At 76.9% G+C, this 21,007-nt stretch carries 17 protein-coding genes; 16 read left to right on the top strand and 1 reads right to left on the bottom strand.

The genetic code is table 11. The features are described 5' to 3' along the window. Window positions 1-144: 144 nt before the first annotated feature. Complete coding sequence (locus ACZ6J5_RS18820) at window positions 145-1,521, bottom strand: COG1470 family protein (protein ID WP_469392801.1); 1,377 nt, start codon at window positions 1,519-1,521, stop codon at window positions 145-147. Between the two features lie 260 nt (window positions 1,522-1,781). Between ACZ6J5_RS18820 and ACZ6J5_RS18815 the strand changes: the two genes are divergently transcribed. From ACZ6J5_RS18815 to ACZ6J5_RS18740, 16 genes are all read left to right on the top strand, one after another. Beyond that, window positions 1,782-2,588 (top strand): helix-turn-helix transcriptional regulator, encoded by an 807-nt coding sequence (locus tag ACZ6J5_RS18815; RefSeq protein ID WP_469392799.1) that lies wholly within the window; start codon window positions 1,782-1,784, stop codon window positions 2,586-2,588. A gap of 136 nt (window positions 2,589-2,724) precedes the next feature. Then, complete coding sequence (locus ACZ6J5_RS18810; RefSeq protein ID WP_469392797.1) at window positions 2,725-5,940, top strand: hypothetical protein; 3,216 nt, start codon at window positions 2,725-2,727, stop codon at window positions 5,938-5,940. Continuing rightward, window positions 5,937-6,632 (top strand): Pvc16 family protein, encoded by a 696-nt coding sequence (locus ACZ6J5_RS18805; protein WP_469392795.1) that lies wholly within the window; start codon window positions 5,937-5,939, stop codon window positions 6,630-6,632. The genes ACZ6J5_RS18810 and ACZ6J5_RS18805 overlap by 4 nt, the downstream gene beginning before the upstream one ends. Window positions 6,633-6,847: 215 nt before the next feature. Beyond that, window positions 6,848-8,887: an AAA family ATPase gene (locus ACZ6J5_RS18800; protein WP_469392883.1), complete on the top strand. Its 2,040-nt coding sequence runs from the start codon at window positions 6,848-6,850 to the stop codon at window positions 8,885-8,887. Between the two features lie 159 nt (window positions 8,888-9,046). Next, window positions 9,047-10,630 (top strand): phage tail sheath family protein, encoded by a 1,584-nt coding sequence (locus tag ACZ6J5_RS18795; RefSeq protein WP_469392793.1) that lies wholly within the window; start codon window positions 9,047-9,049, stop codon window positions 10,628-10,630. A 41-nt stretch (window positions 10,631-10,671) separates the two neighbouring features. Next, entirely contained in the window at window positions 10,672-11,112 is a 441-nt protein-coding gene (locus tag ACZ6J5_RS18790; protein ID WP_469392791.1) for a phage tail protein, read from the top strand. After that, window positions 11,109-11,585 (top strand): hypothetical protein, encoded by a 477-nt coding sequence (locus tag ACZ6J5_RS18785; RefSeq protein ID WP_469392789.1) that lies wholly within the window; start codon window positions 11,109-11,111, stop codon window positions 11,583-11,585. Before ACZ6J5_RS18790 ends, ACZ6J5_RS18785 begins: the two co-directional genes overlap by 4 nt. Further along, a complete protein-coding gene (locus ACZ6J5_RS18780; protein WP_469392787.1) occupies window positions 11,582-11,740 on the top strand; it encodes a DUF6760 family protein in 159 nt (52 codons plus the stop codon). Before ACZ6J5_RS18785 ends, ACZ6J5_RS18780 begins: the two co-directional genes overlap by 4 nt. Before the next feature lie 1,554 nt (window positions 11,741-13,294). Then, entirely contained in the window at window positions 13,295-14,419 is a 1,125-nt protein-coding gene (locus ACZ6J5_RS18775) for a hypothetical protein (RefSeq protein ID WP_469392785.1), read from the top strand. A gap of 34 nt (window positions 14,420-14,453) precedes the next feature. Continuing rightward, the gene (locus ACZ6J5_RS18770; RefSeq protein ID WP_469392783.1) at window positions 14,454-14,879 is read left to right on the top strand and encodes a phage tail protein; all 426 of its coding nucleotides are present in this window, start codon (window positions 14,454-14,456) and stop codon (window positions 14,877-14,879) included. Between the two features lie 44 nt (window positions 14,880-14,923). Then, window positions 14,924-15,664: a CIS tube protein gene (locus tag ACZ6J5_RS18765; protein WP_469392781.1), complete on the top strand. Its 741-nt coding sequence runs from the start codon at window positions 14,924-14,926 to the stop codon at window positions 15,662-15,664. Then, the gene (locus ACZ6J5_RS18760; protein ID WP_469392779.1) at window positions 15,661-17,478 is read left to right on the top strand and encodes a VgrG-related protein; all 1,818 of its coding nucleotides are present in this window, start codon (window positions 15,661-15,663) and stop codon (window positions 17,476-17,478) included. Before ACZ6J5_RS18765 ends, ACZ6J5_RS18760 begins: the two co-directional genes overlap by 4 nt. Window positions 17,479-17,530: 52 nt before the next feature. After that, window positions 17,531-17,848 carry a PAAR domain-containing protein gene (locus tag ACZ6J5_RS18755; RefSeq protein ID WP_469392777.1) on the top strand — a complete coding sequence of 106 codons (318 nt, stop codon included), beginning with the start codon at window positions 17,531-17,533 and terminating at the stop codon, window positions 17,846-17,848. Then, entirely contained in the window at window positions 17,848-18,270 is a 423-nt protein-coding gene (locus ACZ6J5_RS18750; protein ID WP_469392775.1) for a GPW/gp25 family protein, read from the top strand. Before ACZ6J5_RS18755 ends, ACZ6J5_RS18750 begins: the two co-directional genes overlap by 1 nt. After that, the gene (locus tag ACZ6J5_RS18745; protein ID WP_469392773.1) at window positions 18,270-20,240 is read left to right on the top strand and encodes a putative baseplate assembly protein; all 1,971 of its coding nucleotides are present in this window, start codon (window positions 18,270-18,272) and stop codon (window positions 20,238-20,240) included. Before ACZ6J5_RS18750 ends, ACZ6J5_RS18745 begins: the two co-directional genes overlap by 1 nt. Beyond that, on the top strand, window positions 20,237-20,812 hold the full coding sequence (locus ACZ6J5_RS18740; RefSeq protein WP_469392771.1) for a phage tail protein: 576 nt from the start codon (window positions 20,237-20,239) through the stop codon (window positions 20,810-20,812). Before ACZ6J5_RS18745 ends, ACZ6J5_RS18740 begins: the two co-directional genes overlap by 4 nt. Window positions 20,813-21,007 lie beyond the last annotated feature (195 nt).

The raw sequence follows: 21,007 nt of genomic DNA, 5'->3' as shown, positions 1-21,007 counted from the left end.
GTTCTCCGAGGAGAGCCGGGAGCCCCGCCGGTTCCGTCTTGAGAGCGCTCTTTCCCGGTCTTCCTTGACTTCTTTCCGGCCAGCGCCGGGGGCCGGGTCCCTGCGCGGAGCCGCGGATGCCCCAGGATGGGCGCGCCGCCTGGTTCACCTGAGGTCGCTGAGCACTCCGCTCACGTTCAGGACCTCGTGGCACTTCTCCGCTCGTCGGCCGGAGGCCGGGGTGCCCGGCTTCGCGCAGGTCACCTGGACGGTGACGGTCTGGCTCTCGGTGATCCTGATGGGGGTGACCCAGTGGTAGTCCTGGTTGCGGAAGGTCTCCAGCGCGATCGTCGTGATCTTGCGATCGCCGAAGCCGATGGTCATCACGCCTTCGTCGCCCTGGAAGTTGGCGACGACGATGTCCGTGATCCCGAAGGCCTTGCCCGGGGGCACGGTGTATGTGCCGGTCGCGGTCCGGCCGCCGGAGGTCTCCAGGTCGATGGTGGCGGAGCCCTGCTGCCCGCCGCCCGTCCGGCCCGGTCCGGTGCCCGTGCCGCCGTCGCCGCCGGTCCCGGGCGCGGTGGTGGCGCCGGAACCGCCGGGCCGGGTGCCGTCGCCGGTGCCGGAGGGCCGTGCGCTCGGCGCGGCGGTGGGCGCTGGCCGCTGCTGGACCACCTCGTCGGCGGCCTCCTTGGCGGTGCTGCGGACGGCCGGGCGGACCAGCGCGAACCAGGCGACGAGCAGGGCGAGCAGCAGCGCGAGGAGCGCCAGCAGCCACCTCGGCAGGAGCGGGAGCTGCACGAACTCGGCGTCCAGCGGCGGCCGTACGGGGACGTCACCGGCCCCTTCGCCCTGGGTGCCGGGCGCCCCGGCCGCACCTCCCGGGGCTCCCGCCCCGTCGCCACCGCTCACGCCGCCGGCCCCGGCGGCGCCCGTCGCGCCGGCCACGGCCTCCGTGCCTTCCGGGGCATCCCGGGCCTCGCCGGCCGTCACGGTGAACGGCCGGGTCGTGGGCGTCCCGAACCACACCGGGCCGCCCGCCCTGACCCGCAGCCCCGCCTCCGCCGACTCGCCCGGCTCCAGGTCCTGGGCGGTGGGCTGGAAGGCGAAGCGCAGCTCCTCGCCCTGCTGTCCGGCCGCGAAGGCGACCCGGACGGGGGCGTTGCCCTCGTTGCGCACGGCGAGCCGGTAGCGTCCGCGCAGCCAGCCGCGGCGGCGGCGCGGGACCAGTTCGGCGCGCAGCTCCCGGAACTCCCCGACGTGGACGACGGTCTCGGGCACCCGGACCGCCTCGGGGCGCTCGGTGGGCAGCACCCGCACGGCCAGCGGCACCTCCCCGGCCCGCACCCGCGAGGAGCGCGGCGGCGCCAGCCGGATCGTCACGGTCTCCGAGGTGCCCGGGTAGAGGGAGATCCGGTCGGGTTCGACCGTGGTCCAGGGGGCGCAGTCGCCGACGACCTCCAGGCGGTACGCCTCGACGATGTCGCCGTCGTTGCGGACGGTGAGGCTGGTGGTCGCTGTGCCGCCGGGGACGACCGACACCCTCGGGATGTCGGTACCGGGCGCGCCAGCGCTGGCAGAGGCAGCTGAGGACGTCACCCCGACGACGCTAGGCCGCCGGCTCCGGGGGCTCCACGGTCGCGAGGGCAGGGCCCCGGGCAGCCGAGGTGCCTGCCGGGGCCCGGCCGCGCCGCCCACCGCGCCGACCGACGCGCCGACCGACGCGCCCCACCGTGCCGCCCCGCCCCGTACCTCCCGCCCCCTCCGCGCACGTCTCGACGACACCGAACAGGTAGCGACCCATGAGCCGAGCTCAGCACAGCGGACCCGTCACCCCCTCCGGCACCGCCGCGTACCCCGCCCCGGTCCAGGAGGCCGCGCGGACCCGGGACGCGCCCCGGACGCACGACGCCCCCGACCCCGGCGAGGTGCCCCGGCACCAGCTCCCGGCCGTGCCGCCCGCCCCCGGCGGCACCCTCCAGGACCGGCGGATCACCGTGGCGGTCTACGCCTCGGACCCGGTGCTGCACGTCGGGGTCGTGCACCAGCTCCGCCAGCGCCCCGAGGTCGAGCTGCTCGACGGGGTCCGGGCCGCCGAGGCCCGCGTCTCGCTGGTCACCGTGGACAGCGTGGACGACGAGACCGCCGCGCTGCTGCGGCGGCTGCGGCACAACTCCCGCACCCGCACCGGGCTCGTGGTCGGCACCTTCGAGTCCGGGGACGCGCTCCAGCGGGCCATCGAATGCGGGGTGACCGCGGTGCTGCGGCGCGCCGAGGCCGACCAGGACCGGCTGCTGCGGCTGGTGGTGGCGATGGCGAACGGGGAGGGCGTGCTCCCCGGCGACCTGCTGGCCAAGCTCCTCAGCCACGTCGGCAGCCTCCAGCGCTCGGCGCTGGACCCGCACGTCTCGTCGCTGTCGACGCTGACCCCGCGCGAGGCGGACATGCTGCGGCTGGTGTCCGAGGGGCTGGACACGGCCGAGATCGCGCGGACCACCTCGTACTCGGAACGGACCGTCAAGAACGTGCTGCACGAGGTCATCACGCGGCTGGAGCTGCGCAACCGCACCCACGCGGTCGGCTACGCCCTGCGCAACGGGCTCATCTGACCGCCGCGACTGCCCCAAAGCGCACCCGGCGCTTCCCCCGGGTGCGGCCCCCGCGGCCCTGCCGGGCGGCCTGCGGGGGCGGGCAGGGTGGCCGGGTCGTAGGACCCCGCTGCACCGGACTGTGAGGTGGACCGTGATGAGCACGGGCGGCTCCGGCGGCCGACGGCACCGCTGGGGAAGGGTCGGCGCGCCCATGCTGCTGCTGGTCCCCCTGCTCGCGGTGACCGCGGCCTCCGCCCCCGACCGCGCCGAGGCCGGGCCCCGGGCGGCCGCGGGCGACGTGCGGATCGCGTACGCGGGGACCCGGCACCGCAGTCTGGGCCGGGTCACCAGCGGCACCACCAGCGCCCCGCTGTTCGGCGAGGGCCCGGCCCACCTGGACGTGCAGCCGGCCGCGCTCGGCGACCGGCTGGTCTTCGCGAGCCGCCGCGACGAGCAGGCCCCGCAGATCTACCTGCGGGCGGCGGACGGCGCGGTGTCCCGGCTGACCGCCGGCCTGGACGCGGCGAACCCGCGGCTCACCCCCGACGGGCTGGCCGTGGTGTTCGACGCGGCGGCGCCCGGCGGCGGCCAGCGCGACCTGTGGCGGGTGGGCACGGACGGGACCGGGCTCACCCGGCTCACCGACTCCCCCGCGAACGAGGAGCACCCGACGGTGTCGCCGGACGGGGCGCGGCTCGCGTACGCGAGCGACGCGGACCCGGCGCTCGGCCGGCAGGTGTACGCGCGCCCGCTGGCCGGCGGCGACGCGGAGCTGGTCAGCGACCCCGGGCAGGGGACGGCCGGGGAGCCGGTGTGGAACCCGGTGGACGACGCCGCGCACCGGGACCTCATCGCGTACACGGCGAACGGGTCCGGCGGCCCCCGGCTGCGGTGGACGGACGCGGGGACCGGCGGGGCGACGGGCGGGCCGCTGTTCTCCGGTACGCCGGAGCAGTGGCGGACCCACGGGGCAGCGTGGCTGCCCGACGGGAACGGGGTGCTGTTCCTCAGCCCGGACCGCACCTGCGACTGCGAGGGCGACTGGGACCACGTCTTCCGGGTGACCGCGCGCACGCAGGACACGCCCTCGGTGGTGCTGAGCGAGGACCGGGAGGTCGGCTCGCCCACCTGGCTGGGCCCGCAGGAGGGCGGCGGCGCCGTCGTCGAGCGGGTGTCGGCGCGCGGTCCGCACGAGGTGACGCTCCAGGACGTACGGTCGGACGGCGCCGATCCGCGCGACCTCGGCCGGGCCGTCCTGAACGAGGACCCGGCCGCCGACACCGAGACCGATCCGACGCGCGACCCGCTGTTCCGGCCCGCGCCGGGCTTCGACCCGTGGACCGAGCGGCAGACGTACACGCCCGACGGGCGCGGTCTCCTGTTCACCCGCTTCGAGGGCACCCCGGACGCGCGGATCGAACGGATCTGGACGGCGGACGCCGACGGCGCGAACGAGCGGGTGCTGCCGCTGGCCGGGCGGGGGCCGCGCGACTGGGACACCGACCCGACCCTCTCCCCCGACGGGCGGCTCCTCGCCTTCACCCGGACCTCGCCCGGCGGCGTCGGCGACGCCTCCGGCCCGGCGCGGGTCCTGATCGCCGACGCGGCGACCGGGGAGCCGCGCGGCGAGGTCGTGCCGCCGGCCGGGCAGGCGGCGGGCGGCGACGCGCAGCCGACCTGGTCGTCGGACGGCACGACGCTCGCGTTCACCCGCGCCCAGGTGATCGACGGCGTCGGCGGGAACAAGCACGTGTGGACCGTGCCCGTCGACCGGCTCGGCGAGCAGCGCGATCTGAGCGCCCTGATGTGCCCGCCGGGCTGCCGGGTGATCGACGACAGCCCGGCGTTCTCCCCGGACGGCACCCTCGTCGCGTTCAACCGGAAGAGCGGCGGCGGGCTGGTCGACGAGCGCGACGGGCTGCTGCTGGCGGCCCTCGACGCGGGCGGCGGCGTGCCCGGCTGCCGGGTGCTGCTGCCCGACGCGGCCCGCGACGTGCCGGGAGCCTGCGGGCGGGAGCTCCCCGACACCGGATACGGCGGGCCCTTCCAGCCCCGGGACGCGGCCTGGACCTCCGACGGGCGGAGCCTGGTGTTCAGCTCGCGGGCGGCGCGCGCCGCGAACAGCCCGGAGAAGCTGCGCCTGGTGGACGTGGCGACGGGCACCGTGACCCCGCTCACCGCCGGGCTGCCGGGCCGTCAGAAGGAGCCCGCCGTCCGCCAGTCCGTCGACCTCGCCGTGCGGGCGCCCGGCAGCGTGCCGCCGCTGACCGTGGGAGTGCCGGGGACCGTGCGGGTGGAGGTCGTCAACCAGGGCCCGGCGGCCTCGCCCGGCACGCGCCTGACGCTCGACCCGCCCGCGGGCCTGACCGTCACCGCGCTCGGCGCGCCCGGCACGCCCGGCGCGGTCTGCGACCCGGCCGCCCTGAGCTGCGCGCTCGGGGTGCTGGCGCCGGGTGCCACCGTCCCCGTGGACGTCACGTTCACCGGGACGGTGGCCGGGGAGCAGCCGGTGGACTGGTCGGTGACGGGGGCGGTGCTGGACCCCGCGCCGAGCGACAACACGGGCCGCACGCTGGTGCCGGTGCGGGAGCCGGCACCGCCGTCGCCGTCGCCGTCCACGCCGACCCCGACCACGCCCGCGCCGACGACCCCGGTCCCGACCGTCCCGCCGACCACCACCCCGCCGCCGACGACACCGCCTCCGCCCGAGCCGCCGGAGCCGCGCGCGGGGCCCGGGGTGCGGATCACGGCCCGGCCCCAACCGGGGTACGTGGGCGGGCGCGTCGTCGTCACGTACACCGTCCGCAACGGGCGCCAGGCCCTCGCGACCGGCCTCCGGCTGCGGATCGGGCTGCCCCGGGGCGTCCCCCACGACGGGCCGCCGCCCGGCTGCGACGGCGGCTGGACGTGCGCGCTGCCGGACCTGGCGCCCGGCGCCCGCGCGGTCGTCCGGGTCGTCCTGACCCCCGACCGGGCCTTCTCCTCGGACGTCACCGGTGTGCTCACCACCACGGGCACGGACGCCGACCCGCGCGACAACACCGCCCGGCAGCGGGTCCGGGTGCTCCAGCCGAGGATCGTGGCGGTGCCGCCGATCGGCAGGCCCGGCTTCGTCACCTCGGTGCGGGGCACGGACTTCCCGCCCGGGGTGCCGGTGCGGTTCACCTGGCGGCCCGGCATCACCGCGGCGGCGGCGCCGACCGTGCCGGGCCCGGACGGCTCGTTCACCGGGCAGCTGCTCATCCTCGCCAAGGACCTCACCGGGCCGAGGACGATCACCGCGACCGGCCCGGGCTTCGGCCCGGTGCGGACGGACTTCCTCGTCGTCCCCGGCACGGTCCAGCCGCCCGACTGGGTGAACCGCCGGTGATCGACGAGGTGGACGAGGCGCTGCGCCGCCTCCTCGCGGAGTCCGGGCTCGCGGCGGCGGGGGTCGAGGTGGCCTTCGACGCGCCGACCCGCGACTGGGCGGCCCGCCGCAGCACGCCCACGGTCTGCGTGTTCCTGTACGACATCCGCGAGGACCACACGCGGCGCGGCAGCGGGGCGGGCGAGGTCTACGACGAGGCCGGGTTCGTCGTCGCGCGGCGCGGCCCGCCGCGCTGGTTCGAGCTGACGTACCTGGTCTCCGCCTGGGCGGGGCGCCCCGAGGACGAGCACCGGCTGCTCTCCCGGGTCCTGGTCTGCCTCACGGCCCGCGACGAGCTCCCCGCGCACCTGCTGGGCGGCACGCTGGCCGAACTCGGCCTGCTGGTCCCGCTGGACACCGGCGCCGGGGGCCCGGACGCGCCGTCGGCCTCGGACGTGTGGTCGGCGCTGGGCGGCGAGCTGAAACCGTCGATCGCGGTACGGGTCCGGGCGCCGCTCGCGTCCCTCACCCGGCTCGCCGCACCCCCGGTCACGGAGGGCCTGGTCGTCCGCTCGGGCCCGGACGACGACGCCGGCTCCCGCCGCCTCCGCTACACGGAGCTCCCTCCCCCCGCCCCCGACGAGGGCTTCGCCGTGCCCCGCGACCGCCCGCTCCCCCCGGCCCGCCGCAGACGAGGAGACCGCCGCCCGTGACCGACACCGCCCACGACGTGGCCGCCACGGGGCGGACGGGACACCCGGACCGGGCCGGGACACCGGGCCCGGAGCGCCGCCCGGGAGACGGGCCGGGAGCGGGCGGTCCGGCCGGTCCCGGGCCGACGTCCCCGGACCCCGGACCGGACCCCGGCCCCGGGCGCCGCTCCGCGCCGGACGGCTCGGATGCCGTCCTCCCCTACCTCTGGCGGCGCCTGCTCGTCGTCGAGGAGCGGGTGCGGCGGGCCGTCGGGGTCCGGGCCGCCGTCGACCCCGACCCCGACGACCCTTACCGGGGGCGGTTCCTGACGCCCGAGGCCGTCGCGCGGGTGCTCGATCCCCCGTACGACCCCCGGCTCCCCGCGCTCGCCCCGGAGCCCCCGCCGCCCGGCTCGCCGCTCGGCGGGCTCGTGGCGCGGTTCGGGCTCGCGCCGGTGGACGTGGACCTGCTGCTGATCGCGCTGGCGCCGGACCTGGACGCCCGCTTCGAGCAGCTGTACGGCTACCTCAACGACGACCTGAGCCGCCGTCGGCCCACCGTCGGGCTCGCCCTCGACCTGTGCGGGCACACCGGGGTCCCGGCCGCCCGATTCCGGCTCGGCCCGGCCGCGCCGCTCGTCGCGGGCGGCCTCGTCGAGGTCACCGAGCCCGAACGGCCCCCGCTGTCACGGGTCCTGGTCGTGCCGGACCGGGTCACCGCCCACCTCCTCGGCGACGCCTCCCCCGACCCGCTGCTCGCCGACGTCCTCGGCTCCGCCGCCGAGGACCCGGCCGCCGACCCCGTCGCCCGGGACCGCTCCGCCGCCTCGGCCGGCCTCGGCCACGTCCACCTGCGGGCGCTCGGCGGGGACCCGGCGGGCCTCGCCGTCGCCGCCCTGCGGGCCCGAGGCCTCGGCGCGCTGCCGCTGGACGCGGCGGCCCTCGGGCACCGCGCGGCCGACGCGCTCGGCCCGCTCGCCAGGACCGTCGCCCGCGAGGCGCGCCTGGCGGACGCGGGCGTGCTGCTGGGCCCGCTGGAGGAGCTGCCCGACCGGCCCGGCGAGCGCGCCCGGATGCTCCGTACCGTGGCGGCGGAGCTGCGCGGGGTCCCCCTCTTCACGTACGGCACCGGCGACTGGGAGCCCGCCTGGGCGCCGGACGCGCCGGTCGTCCTGCCGGTCCCGGCGCCGTCCCCGGAGCGGCAGGCGGAGCGCTGGCGGCACGCCCTGGCGGAGGCCTCGGAGCGGTACGGGCACGGTCACGGGCCCCGGCGCGCCCCGGACGACGCCGCGCCGCTCGCCCGTGCGGTGGCCGCCCACCGCCTCGACGCAGGGCAGCTGCGCCGCGCCGCCGGGGCCGCCGTGCGCGCGGCGGCCCTGGACGGACGGCCGGTGTCCCCCGGGGACCTGGCGACCGCCGTGCGGGCGCAGAACGGCGCCGGGCTCGCCCGGCTGGCCCGCCGGGTGGAGCCCGCCGTCGGCTGGGACGACCTGGTGCTGCCCGCCGTCACGCGCCGTCGCCTGGAGGAGCTCGCGGTGCGGGCCCGGCACCGCGACCGGGTGCTCGGCCGGTGGGGGATGCGGCCCGGCGGCGGGCGCGGGCGCGGGGTGATCGCCCTGTTCGCGGGGGCCTCCGGCACCGGCAAGACGATGTCGGCCGAGGTCGTCGCGGCCGACCTGGGCATGGACCTGTACGTGGTGGACCTGTCCACGGTCGTCGACAAGTACGTCGGGGAGACCGAGAAGAACCTGGAGCGGATCTTCACCGAGGCCGCCGCCGTCAACGCCGTGCTGCTGTTCGACGAGGCCGACGCTATCTTCGGCAAGCGCGCGGAGGTGAAGGACGCGCACGACCGGCACGCCAACATCGAGTCGGCGTACCTGCTCCAGCGGATGGAGTCCTTCGACGGCATCGCCGTGCTCACCACCAATCTGCGCGCCAACCTCGACGAGGCGTTCACCCGCCGTCTGGACGTGATCGCGGACTTCCCGCTGCCCGACGCGGCCCAGCGGCTCGCCCTGTGGGAGCGCTGCCTGGGGAGGCGGCTGCCCCGCGCGGCCGACCTCGACCTCGGCTTCTGCGCGGACCGCTTCGAGCTGGCCGGCGGCTCGATCCGGGCCTGCGCGGTCACCGCCGCGTACGCGACGGCCGCCGCCGACGAGCCGCTGACGATGGAGCGGCTGGTGACGGCCGTCGCGCAGGAGTACCGGAAGCTGGGGCGCCTGGTCCTGGAGGGCGAGTTCGGGCCGTACCTGTCCCGGGTCGCGGAGATGTGAACCGGCGGGCGCGGCGGGCGCCCCCCGAGGGCAGCGCCGGTGCCCCCGGCCTGGTCCGTGCGCCCCTGCCGCCACCGGCGCCCGCCGGAAAGGCTGGTGCGGCGCCGATCACCGCGTACCGCCGCCCGTCCCGGCGGCGAGCCGACCGAAGGAGCGACCATGCCGACGTACCTCACCCCCGGCGTGTACGTGGAGGAGGTGCAGTCCGGTGCCCGCCCGATCGAGGGGGTCGGCACCGCCGTCGCCGCGTTCGTCGGCTTCGCCCGGAGCGGGCCCTTCCACGAGCCGACGCTGGTCACCGGCTGGGAGCAGTTCGCCCGCCTCTTCGGCGGCTTCGCCCCGGGCGCGTACCTGCCGCTCGCCGTGCACGGCTACTTCGCCAACGGCGGCGGGGCCGCGTACGTCGTCCGGATCGGCGGCCCCGCGCGGGACACCGCCGACGCCTCCGACGCCCCCGGCGCCTCCGGCGAGCGGGCCGGGGAGCTTCCGGCCGCCCCCTCGGTCGAGGTCGGCGGCTTCCTCGTCGCGGCCCGGCCCGGCGTGGCCGGCGTGTCCGTGGAGATCGCCGACCCGGAGGGCGAGAACCCGCCCGAGGACCGCTTCCGCGTCCTGGTCCGGCAGGACGGGCAGGTCGCTGAGACGTACGAGGCGTCCACCCGCCGCAGCGTCAAGGGGTACTTCGTGACCCAGGCGCGCGGCTCGCGCCTGATCGAGGTCGCGGAGCGGCCCGAGTCCGCCGCCCAGCCCCGGCCCGCCGCGCAGACGCTCGCCCTCCCGGACGCGCCGGCCGCCCCCGCGCGGCCCGCGCCGGACGCCTCCGCGGGCGCGGCGCCGCTCGACCCGGCCGAGTACGTCGGCGACGCGGAGGCCCGGACCGGCTTCGCGGGCCTGGAGACGATCGACGAGATCACCATGGTCGCGGTGCCGGACCTGATGAGCGCGTACGAGCGCGGCGACATCGACGCCGAGGGCCTGCGCACGGTCCAGCTCGCCGTGATCGCGCACTGCGAGCAGATGGGCGACCGGGTCGCCGTCCTCGACGCGCCCCCCGGGCTCTCCGCCCAGCAGATGCGCCGCTGGCGCAACGACGAGGCGGGGTACGACTCGCGCTACGCGACCCTGTACTACCCGTGGCTGCGGGTCTTCGACCCCTCCGCCGGGCGCAACACGACCGTCCCGCCGAGCGGGCACGTCGCGGGCGTGTGGGCGCGCAGCGACGCCGAGCGCGGGGTGCACAAGGCCCCGGCCAACGAGGTCATCCGGGGCGTCGTGGACCTGGACGTGCGGCTGAGCAAGGGCGAGCAGGACCTGCTGAACCCGATCGGCGTGAACTGCGTACGGGCCTTCCCCGGCCGAGGCATCCGGATCTGGGGCGCCCGCACCCTCTCCTCCGACCCGGCCTGGCGCTATCTGAACGTGCGGCGCCTCTTCAACTACCTCGAAGAGTCCATCCTGCTGGGCACCCAGTGGGTGGTCTTCGAGCCGAACGACGACCGGCTGTGGTCCAGCATCCGGCGCAACGTCACCGCGTTCCTGTCCGAGGAGTGGCGCCGGGGCGCGCTGTTCGGGCTGACCGCCGCGGAGGCGTTCTACGTGAAGTGCGACCGGGAGAACAACCCGCAGGAGTCCATCGACCAGGGGCGGGTGGTCTGCGAGATCGGCGTCGCGCCCGTGAAGCCGGCCGAGTTCGTGGTGTTCCGGCTGGCCCAGTTCTCCGACAGCACGAGCCTCGTCGACGAGTGAGCGACGAGCAGCGAGCAGCGAGTAGAGAGGTGTAGACGTTCATGGCAGAGGGCGACGCGCTTTCCACCCATGTCTTCGGCGTGCAGCTGGGCGGCTATCTGGTCGAGTCCGTCCAGGAGATCAGCGGACTGCGCGTCGAGGAAGAGGTCGTCGAGGTCCGCCAGGTCAGCTCGACGGGCAAGCAGATCATCCGCAAGCAGCCCGGCGCCCGGCAGGCCGGCGAGATCACGATCACCCGGGGCCTCGACAAGAGCAGCGAGTTCACCCGGTGGATCAAGGAGACGCTGAACAACGGCGCCGTCGACACCGCACGGCAGAACATCACCATCGAGATCAAGGACAGCACCGGCGCCACCGTCAGGCGCATCCAGCTCATGCAGGGCTGGGCGTCCAAGTGGGAGGGCCCCTCCCTCAAGGCGGGCGAGTCCTCCGGGGCCACCGAGACCGTGACCATCGTGTTCGAGGAGATCATCGTCGAATGAGGCGCCGTACGGTGACGGCGGGCAGCCTGGAGGAGATCCTCCAGGCCACGACACCCGCCACGACGTCCGAGCAGCCGCCCCCCGCCCAGCGGCGGGACCACGGGCTGCGCACCGACTTCGAGTTCGAGCTGCCGCGCGGGTACGTGGACGAGGACGGCACCCTGCACCGGCACGGCGCGATGCGGCTGGCCACCGCCCGGGACGAGCTGCGCCCGCAGATCGACCTGCGGGTCAAGGAGAACCCGGCCTATCTGAGCGTGGTGCTGCTCAGCCAGGTCATCACCCGGCTCGGCACGCTCACCGACGTGCACGCGGGGATCGTGGAGCGGATGTACGCGACCGACGTCGCCTTCCTCCAGGACTTCTACCGGCGCGTCAACAGCGAGGGGCACACCCGCGCGGCCGTCACCTGCCCGCACTGCGAGGGGGCCTTCGAGGTCGACCTCTCCGGTGGGCGCCTGGGGGAATCGTGACGTACGCGCTCCCCCGGCTCCGGGAGGAGATCGCGTACATCGCCTACCACTTCCACTGGCAGCGCGACGACATCCTCGACCTGACCCACGGCGAACGCCAGGACTGGGTCACCGAGATCGCCCGGATCAACACCCTTGTGAACGAAGGCGGTTGACGCATGGCATGGCGGGACAGGCTACGGCGGCGGCCCTGGGCCGCCGCGTCGCCGGAGGCCCCGGCGGCGCGGCCCGACACCGGCGTGCCGCCCGACTGGGACGGCGGCTGGCGCGGGACACAAGCCCCGCGCCTGACCGTCTCCCGCGCGCCGCTGGCCGTCAGCGACGGCCTGGTCTTCCGCGACGGCCTGACCGCCTGGCAGAACCCGAGCTTCGACGCGGGCCTGGCCCACGCGGTGACCCCGACGGCCCCACCGGGCCTGATCCACGGTGTGACCCACCCGACGACGACCCCCCTCCCCCACACCGCCTCGGGCCCCCTCCTGCTCCGCGCCCTCGCGCGGGCGGGGGACATCCCCGAGGCGCCGGACGCGGCGACGGACGGACAGCCCGAGGAGGCGGCCGCCGCCGCACCGCCGCCGCCGGGGGCGGGGGCGGGGGCGGGGCGGGAGCCGAGGCCGGTCGCGAGGCGGGGAGCCGGGCCGGGGACGGCAGGACCGGCGACGGCGCCGAGGCCCGAGCGGGGCGGGCCGGAGGCAGCACTGAGCGTGGCCCGGCGGACGGCACCGGAACGAGAACGAGAGGGGGCGGTACGGCCTCTCGAACCCGGCCAACCGGGCCCGGGAGAAACGGAGTCGGCGCCGCTCGTGGCACGACGGACCACGCCCGCACCACCGTCCGCACCCGACCGGCCAGGCACGAGCGCACCGGAAACGGCATCCCCCGTAGCACGACCGACCGCGCCCCCACAGGACACAGCCGCCCGGCCGCCCCAGCCCGGCCGACCCGGCCCGAGCGAACCGAAGTCGGCACCACCCGTGGCACGACGGACCACACCGTCACAAGACAAGCCCGCGCGACCGGCCCAGCCCGGCCGGGTGGGCGGCGGCGAGCCGGAGGCGCCGCTGAGCGGCGCACGCCGGTCGGCGCCGGGAGAAGAGACCACCGTGAGGCCGGCCGCGCCCGGCCGGCCGAGTGCGAGCGGCCCGGAGACGGCACCCCTCGTGGCACGACGGCCCGCACCCCCACAGGACACGACCGCTGGGCCGCCCCAGCCCGGCCGACCCGGCCCGAGCGAACCGGACCCGACACCCCCCGTGGCCCGACCGACCGCGCCCGCACCACCGGCCGCACCCGACCGACCGGGCGTGAACGGGCCGGAGACATCACCCACCCTGGCGCGGCGGACCGCGCCGGAGCGAGGCGCGCCCGTGGCGTCGGCCGAGGCCGTTCGACCGCCCGCGAGCGCGCCGGAAGCGGCACCGGCCGTACAGCGGCGACCCGCGCCGGAGCGCGAGGCGACCGTACGGCCGTCCGCGCCCGGTCAGCCCGGCGCGAGCCGACCCGAGACGGCACCGGCCGTGGCGCTCCGGACCGCGCCGGAACGAGGGACGCCCGGTCGCCCCGGCCGGAGCGGGCCGGAAGCGGCCCCGCTGGGCCTGCCGCGGGCCGCGCCCCGGAGCCCGGACCGGAACGGCTCGCCTCCCCCGCCGTCGCGCACCGCGACCGACCCGGGCGAGCCGGACGGGAGCGTTCCCGATGCCGGCCCGGGGGTGCGACGTCCGCTCCCCGACGCCACGTTCACGGCACCGGTGGTGGCGCGGGCCCTCCCGAGCACCCCGCCGCCGCCCGAGCCTCGTACGCAGGCCACCGGCGCCACCCACGCCGGGCCGCTCCGGGCGCCCGTCGTCGAGCCGCCGCCCTCCGTCCACCCGGCCCCGGGCCAGCCCTCCACCGGTGGACGCCCGCTCGTCGCACGGGCCGTCACCGACGCTCCCGCGCCCGGCGAGCCGCCGGAGCGACGGAGCGCGCCCGTGGTGGCGCGGGTCGTCGGAGCGGACCTCGTCCGGCCCACCGGCGTACCCCCCGCGCCCCTGATGCCCAGGCGCCGCGTCCCGGTCGTACCCGCCGTGGGTGACGTACACCCCCGGCGACAACTCGCCGCGCCCGACCCGACCGACACGCCCGACACGCCCCTGGTCTCCCCGGCTCCCGCCCCGCCGGAGGTCGCCGAGCCCCCGCGTACGCGGCGCGGGCTCGGGGCGCCCCTGGCGGCCCTGCCCGCGTCCGTACAGCGGGCCGGGCAGGCCACGCCGCGGCCCGACGCCCCGCCGCCCCCACCGACCACGATGGCCTCACCGACCACGGTGGCCTCACCGGCTCGATCGGCCCCACCCGCCCCACCCGCCCGGCGGTACGACGAACCCCTGCCGCTCGTCGTACCGGAACCCGCGTCCGGGCCGGGGCCCGGGCCCGGGGCCCGCCCGGCCGGGCCCCGGCATCGGCTGCTGGCCGCCCGGCCGCTGCCGCTGGGGCTGGACGCCGATGGCGCCGCCGGAGGCGGTCCGGCGGAGGCGACCGGGCCCGTCGTCGCCCGGCGCCCGGCATCGGCCCCGACACCGACGCCGACGCCGACGCCGCCGGTGCAGGCATCCCGTACCCCCCTCCCGGTGACCGCCCCGCCCCCGGCGCCCGCCCCGGGTCCGCCGCCCCCGGCACCCGCCCGGCCGGCCCGCCCGGTGCAGGCGGCCACCGGGTCGCGGGCGGCGCCGCAGGGGTCCGACACCGAGCTGGACGACCTCGCGCGGCGGCTGATCGACCCGGTCTCACGGCTGCTGCGCACCGAGCTGCGGCGCGGGCGCGAGCGCGCCGGGAGGCCCTTCGACGGACGGCGCTGACACAACGGACGAACGAGAGACGGAAGGCGGACCGATGACCGACAGCATCTTCGCGACCAGCGTGTTCTTCCGGCTGGCGATCGGCGGCAACGACCTGGGCGCGTTCCACACCTGCTCCGGCATGGGCGCCGAGGTCGAGATGGAGAGCTACGCCGAGGGCGGCAACAACGGCTTCACCTGGCAGTTGCCGGGCCGGGTCACCTGGTCGAACATCACGCTCACCCGGCCGGTCACCGCCGACACGGCGAAGATCGGGCGCTGGCTGGACGCGACGCTGCGCCGGGTCGAGCCGAAGGACGGCGAGATCGTGGCGCTGCGCCCGGACCTGAGCCGGATCATCAGCTGGCAGGTGTTCGGGATCGTGCCCGTCCGCTGGCAGGGCCCGTCCTTCGACCCGGCCCGCTCCGAGGCGGCGGTGGAGACCCTGGAGATCGCCCACGCGGGCCTGCTGCCCACCTGAGAACCGCCGTCCTCCCCCTGCCCCCGGAAAGGAACCGCACGGTCATGTCCCCCTCCGCCCGCGCCGGCCGCGCCAGGGCCCAGCTCACGCTCAAGGAGCCCCCCGCCTCGGTCGGCGCCAAGCCCGGCGGGACGATCGCGCGGCTGGACCTCCAGTTCAACCCGGCCTCGCTGGAGCTGCGCAAGACCACCGAGTGGCGGCGCTCGCCGTCCCGGATGGCCGGCCAGTCGGCGCTGCCCGAGTTCGTGGGCAGCGGCCCCCGGGCGCTCAGCCTGGAGGTCTTCCTCGACGCCACCGCCACCCACGACAACTCGGTGGAGCAGGCGGTGGAGAAGCTGATGAAGGCGTGCGTGCCGACCCCGGCGAGCCTGGGCCGCAAGAAGCCCGCCAGCCCGTGGGTGCGCTTCGAGTGGGGCAACGCGCGGACGACCTCGTTCGACGGGGTCCTGTCGAGCCTGTCGGTGACGTACACGCTGTTCGACGTCGACGGGAAGCCGCTCCGGGCCACCTGCGCGCTGTCCATCGAGGAGGCGAGCACCGATCCGCCCGGCCAGAACCCGACCTCCGGTTCGCGCACCGCGCGCAGCACGCACACCGTGGTGGCGGGCGACAGCCTGGCGATGCTCGCCTGGCACGAGTACGGGGACGCGACGGCGTGGCGGCCCATCGCGGAGGCGAACGGGATCGACGACCCGATGGCCCTGGTCCCGGGCACCGAACTGGTGGTGCCGGGGCTCCAGGACGCGGGCGGGGAGCCGTACGGGGACGAGGAGGGCCGGGGATGAGCGGGTTCGAGACCGGGGGCCGGTCGTTCGCGGCCGATCCGATCGTGGCGGCGCCCGGTGAGCTGCCGCCGGTGTGGGCGGCGCAGTTGGTGAGCTGCGTGGTCGACGAGAACCTGGCGCTGCCCGACACGGCGGTCCTCACCTACCGCGACCCCGATCACGAGTTCCTGCGCGCCACCGGCATCACCATCGGCACGCCGCTGACGGTGTCGGTGGTGACGGCGAAGGGGCAGGCGCGGGAGCGCCTGTTCCACGGCGAGGTGACGGCGCTGGAGCTGGACCGGGACCGGACGGGTTCGTTCACCGTCGTGCGGGCGTACTCGAAGGCCCACCGGCTCCAACGGGGCCGCAAGGTCGTGGCGTTCCGCGACATGACGGCGGCGGCGATCGTGCGGAAGGTCGCGGCGGGCGCGGGGCTCGCGGTCGGGACGGTGGAGGCGGCGCCGGTGACGTACCGGCAGCTGTCCCAGGCGAACGTCTCCGACTGGGACTTCCTGCAGTTCCTCGCCGGGGAGAGCGGCGCGCGGGTGCGGGTGGACGACAAGGGGCTTCTCCAGTTCACCCGGCCCACGCCGGCGTCGGGGGCGCCGGATCCGGCCACGTCGGCGATCCGGAATCCGCTGGTCTTGGAGTACGGGCGGAATCTGCTCGCTCTGCGGGCGGTGCTGTCGGCCGCCGACGGGGCGGCGCGGGTGCGGGTGCGGGGCTGGGACGTGACGACGAAGCGGCCCCTGGTGGCGGAGCGCCCGTCGGTGGTGAGCGACACGGTGGTGCCGGGGCTCGCTCCGGGGGCCGCCGCCCGGTTCGGTTCGCCGACGGTGACCGTGACGGACACCCCGTACCGGACGCAGGCCGAGACGACGGCGGTGGCGGGGGCGACGGCGGCGCAGATCAGCGCGGGTTTCGGGGAGCTGGAGGCGGTGGCCGAGGGCAATCCGCTGCTGCGCGCGGGCAAGGCGGTGGCGCTGGGGAACGTGGGCGCGGAGTTCTCCGGCCGCTACACGGCGACGGCGGTGCAGCACGTCCTGGAGCCGCACGGCGGCTACCGCACGACGGTGTGGGTGAGCGCGAGCGCGGACCGTTCGCTGGCGGGCCTGGTGGCGGGCGCGGGCGCCCCGGGCCGGGGGCCACGGCTCCCGGGGCTGGCGATCGGGGTGGTGACGGACGTGCGGGAGCCGGGCGGCTCGCAGCGGGGCGCGGTGCGGCTGCGCTTCCCGTGGCTGGACGACACCTATGTGACCGACTGGGTGCGCACGGTCCAGTGGGGCGGGCGGGGCGGCGGCGGGGTGGTGAGCCCGGAGGTGAACGACGAGGTGCTGGTCGGCTTCGAGCAGGGGCTGCTGGACAGCCCGTACGTCATCGGCGGGCTGTACAACGGCGTGGACGCGCCGTCGCCGCACGACGTACCGCTGGTCGACGCGACGAGCGGCCGGGTCAACCGGCGCTCCTTCGTGTCCCGTTCGGGCCATCGTGTGGAGCTGCTGGACGCCCCGGCGCCGGGCCCTTCGGGGCTGCGCCTGGTGACGGGGGACGAGCGGCTGGAGGTCCGGCTGGACGACCGCCGGGACCGGATCGAGCTGACCGTGTACGCGGGCCGGAACCGCCCGGTGAGCTCGGTGCTGCTGGACCGGGACGGCATCACGCTGGACGCCCGTCAGGGGACGGTGAAGGTGTCGGGCCGGGAGGTGGACATCGACGCGACGGCGGGGCTGCGGGTCGGCGGGCGGACGGTCCGGGTGGCCGGCACCGCGGACGTGACCGTGGACGGCGGCCTGCTGGCGGTCCTGAAGGCCCGCCTGATCCGCATCAACTGACGCAGAACCCCGGCCCCTGATCCCCCTTCACCGAGTTCCCGAGGAGTGCCCGATGCCAGCCGCGGCCCGTACCGGCGACCCCACCGACCACGGCGGGCGGATCGCCACGCCGCCGCCCGGCGCCGCCCTGAGCGTGGCGACGGTGCTGATCGGCGGGCTGCCCGCCGCCGTGGTGGGCAGCCTGCACGTCTGCGTGGTCCCTCCGCACGTCGCGCTGGGCCCGGCGAACGTGGTGCTGCCGGACCCGTCCGCACTGGCCACGGGGATGGTCCTGATCGGCGGGCTCCCGGCGGCACGGGCCCGGGACCGCACGGCGTGCGGGGCGATGATCCTGACCGGCGCCATGGACGTGCTGATCGGGGGCGTGTGATGGGCGAGCGGTTCATCGGGCGCGGCTGGGGCTTCCCGATGCGGGTCGGGCCCACCGGCGGGATCGTGATGGTCGAGCGGGAGCGGGAGCTGGAGGAGGCGATCCGGCTGATCCTGGGCACCGCGCCCGGAGAGCGCCCGATGCGGCCGGAATTCGGCTGCGGCATCCACGAGTACGTGTTCGCGCCCGGCGACGGCGACACCGCGGGGCGGGTCGCGCAGCGGGTGCGCGAGGCGCTGGAGCGGTGGGAGCCGCGGATCGTGGTGGACGAGGTGGTCGTGGTCTTCGACTCCGTCGACGCGGGCACCCTGTACATCGACGTGCGCTACACCGTCCGGAGCACCAACGACCCGCGCAATCTGGTCTTTCCCTTCTACACGATCCCCTCCGAGGAGGGGACCGGGAATACGGTCGGCGACTGATGGCCCTGCCTTCCCCCAATCTGGACGACCGCCGTTTCCAGCAGCTCGTCGACGAGGCGAAGCGGTACGTGCAGCAGCGTGCGCCGGAGTGGACGGACCACAACGTGTCCGATCCCGGCGTGACCCTGATCGAGACGTTCGCCTATCTCGTGGACCAGCTCCTGTACCGGCTGAACCGGGTCCCGGACAAGAACTACCTGGCCTTTCTGGACCTGTTGGGCATCCGGCTGTTCCCGCCGTCGGCGGCCGTCGCGGAGGTGGACTTCTGGCTGTCGGCGCCGCAGCCCGACACGGTGACGCTGCCGGCGGGCACCGAGGTGACGACGGTGGCGGGCGGCGCGGACGAGACGGGCGACGAGGGGGTGGTGTTCGCGACGGTCGAGCGGCTGCGGATCGTGCCGGCGGAGCTGACGCGGCTGGTGACCGCGCCCCGGGGAGGCGCGCAGACGGACGTGACCGGGGCGCTCGCGGAGGGGCGGGACGTGCCGTGCTTCCAGGCGGCGCCGGAGCCGGGCGACGCGCTGCTGTTCGGGCTGCCGACGGCGGTGCCGCGCTGCGTCGTGGCGGTGCGCCTGGACAGCCGGGTGCGGGGCGTCGGCGTCGATCCGCGCCAGCCGCCGCTGGTGTGGGAGGCGTGGGACGGGGCGGGCTGGCGGCGCTGCGAGACGGGCGCGGACGGCACGGGCGGGCTGAACCGGCCGGGCGAGGTGATCGTGTACGTACCGGCCGGGCACACGGCGTCGGTGGTCGCGGGCACCCGCGCGGGCTGGCTGCGCTGCCGGGTGACGGAGGCGGAGCCGGGCCAGCCGTTCTACTCGGAGTCGCCGACCGTGCGGGAGGCGGCCGTGTTCACCGTCGGGGGCACGATGACGGTGGAGCACGCGGAGACGGTGACCGACGTGCCGCTGGGCACCTCGGAGGGGGTGGCGGGGCAGAGCTTCCGGCTGGGCCGGCCGCCGGTGCTGCTCGACGGGGAGCCGCCGGTGGTGGAGGTGTCCTCGCCGGAGGGCTGGGAGCGGTGGGAGCCGGTGGAGCACTTCGGGCGCTCGGGTCCGGCGGACCGGCATGTGCGGATCGACGCGACGCTGGGCGAGTTCACGTTCCCGCCGGTGCTGCGCGAGCCGGACGGCACGTTACGGGCCCGGGGAGCCGTGCCGCCGAAGGGCGCGCGGATCCGGGTGGCCCGCTACCGGACCGGCGGCGGTCCGGCGGGCAACGTGGCGCGGGGCGCGATCTCGGTGCTGCGCAGCTCGGTGCCGTACGTGACACGGGTGGTGAACCGGGAGGCGGCGCGCGGCGGGGTGGCCGGGGAGACGCTGGACAACGCGCGGCTGCGCGCCCCGGAGGCGCTGCGGACGCAGGAGCGGGCGGTGACCGCGGAGGACCACGAGATCGTCGCGCGGCAGGCGGCGCCCTCGGTGCGGCGGGTGCGCTGCCTGCCGGCGGGGGGCGGGCCGGGCGCGGTCCGGGTGCTGGTGGTGCCGGACGCGGTGCCGGACGAGGAGGACCGGCTGCGGTTCGAGCAGCTGATCCCGTCGGAGCAGACGCTGCGCACGATCACCGCCGCGCTCGACGAGCGTCGCCTGATCGGCACGCGGCTGGTCGTGGAGCCGCCGTTCTACCAGGGCGTGACGGTCGTGGCGCGGCTGTCGGCGCCGCCGGACGCGGTGGACCGGGTGCGGGAGGCGGCGCTCGCCGCGCTGTTCCGGCACCTGGATCCGCTGGGCGGCGGCCCGGACGGCACGGGGTGGCCGTTCGGGCGGCCGGTGCAGTACGGGGAGGTGTTCGGCGTGCTGCAACGGGCGGTCGGGGACGTGCTGGTGGAGGAGATCCGGCTGTTCGCCGCCGACCCGGTGACCGGGCGGCGCGGCGCCCCGGTGGACCGGATCGACCTGGACGCGGGCGCGCTGGTGTTCTCGTACCGGCACCAGGTCGTCGTGACGGCACGGACCGAGGAGGGGTCCGCGTGAGCCGGGCGGCGGTCCCGGGGCTGCCGAGCCGCTACCCGATCGGGGGCCGGCTGCCCGCGCTGTACGCGGAGGACGACTTCGCGCAGCGGTTCACGGCGGGCCTGGACACGGTGCTGGCGCCGGTGTTCGCGACCCTGGACAACCTGCCCGCCTACTTCGACCCGAGGCTGGCCCCGGAGGACTTCCTGGCCTGGCTGGCGACCTGGGTGGGCGGCGCGGACGACCCGCGCCGGCCACGGGAGCGGCGGCGCGAGGCGGTGGCGCGCGCGGTGGAGCTGCACCGCCGCCGCGGCACCCGGCGGGGCCTGGTGGACGCGCTGCGGCTGGTCCTCGGCGTCGGTGCGGAGGTCCACGGCGACGGCGGGGCGGCCTGGTCCACCACCCCGGGCGCCGAACTGCCGCCGCCCCCGGCGGACGAGGTCCTGGTCCGGGTGTGGCCGCTGCGCGAGCCGGCGGTGGACGCGGAGGTGGTCCGGGCGCTGGTCCGCACCCTGTGCCCGGTGCACACGGTCTGCCGGGTGGAGGTCCTGCCGGGCCCGCCGTCCGGCGAAGGGGGCGGGGACGGTGCGTGAATGCCCGGCGTGCGGAACGCCGAACGGGGAGACGGACGACTTCTGCGGCAACTGCGGCGCGTACCTGGACTGGCCGGACCGCACGCCCGCGCCCGGGCCCACGCCCCGGTCCGGGCCCCGCCAGGAGCCCGCGTCCGAACCCGGCACGAGCCCCGAGGAACCCACCGCACCCCAGCAGGCACCGGCACCAAGCCC

The organism is Streptomyces sp. NPDC042100 (assembly GCF_055582325.1).
This window is presented reverse-complemented; position numbering and strand designations above follow the sequence as displayed.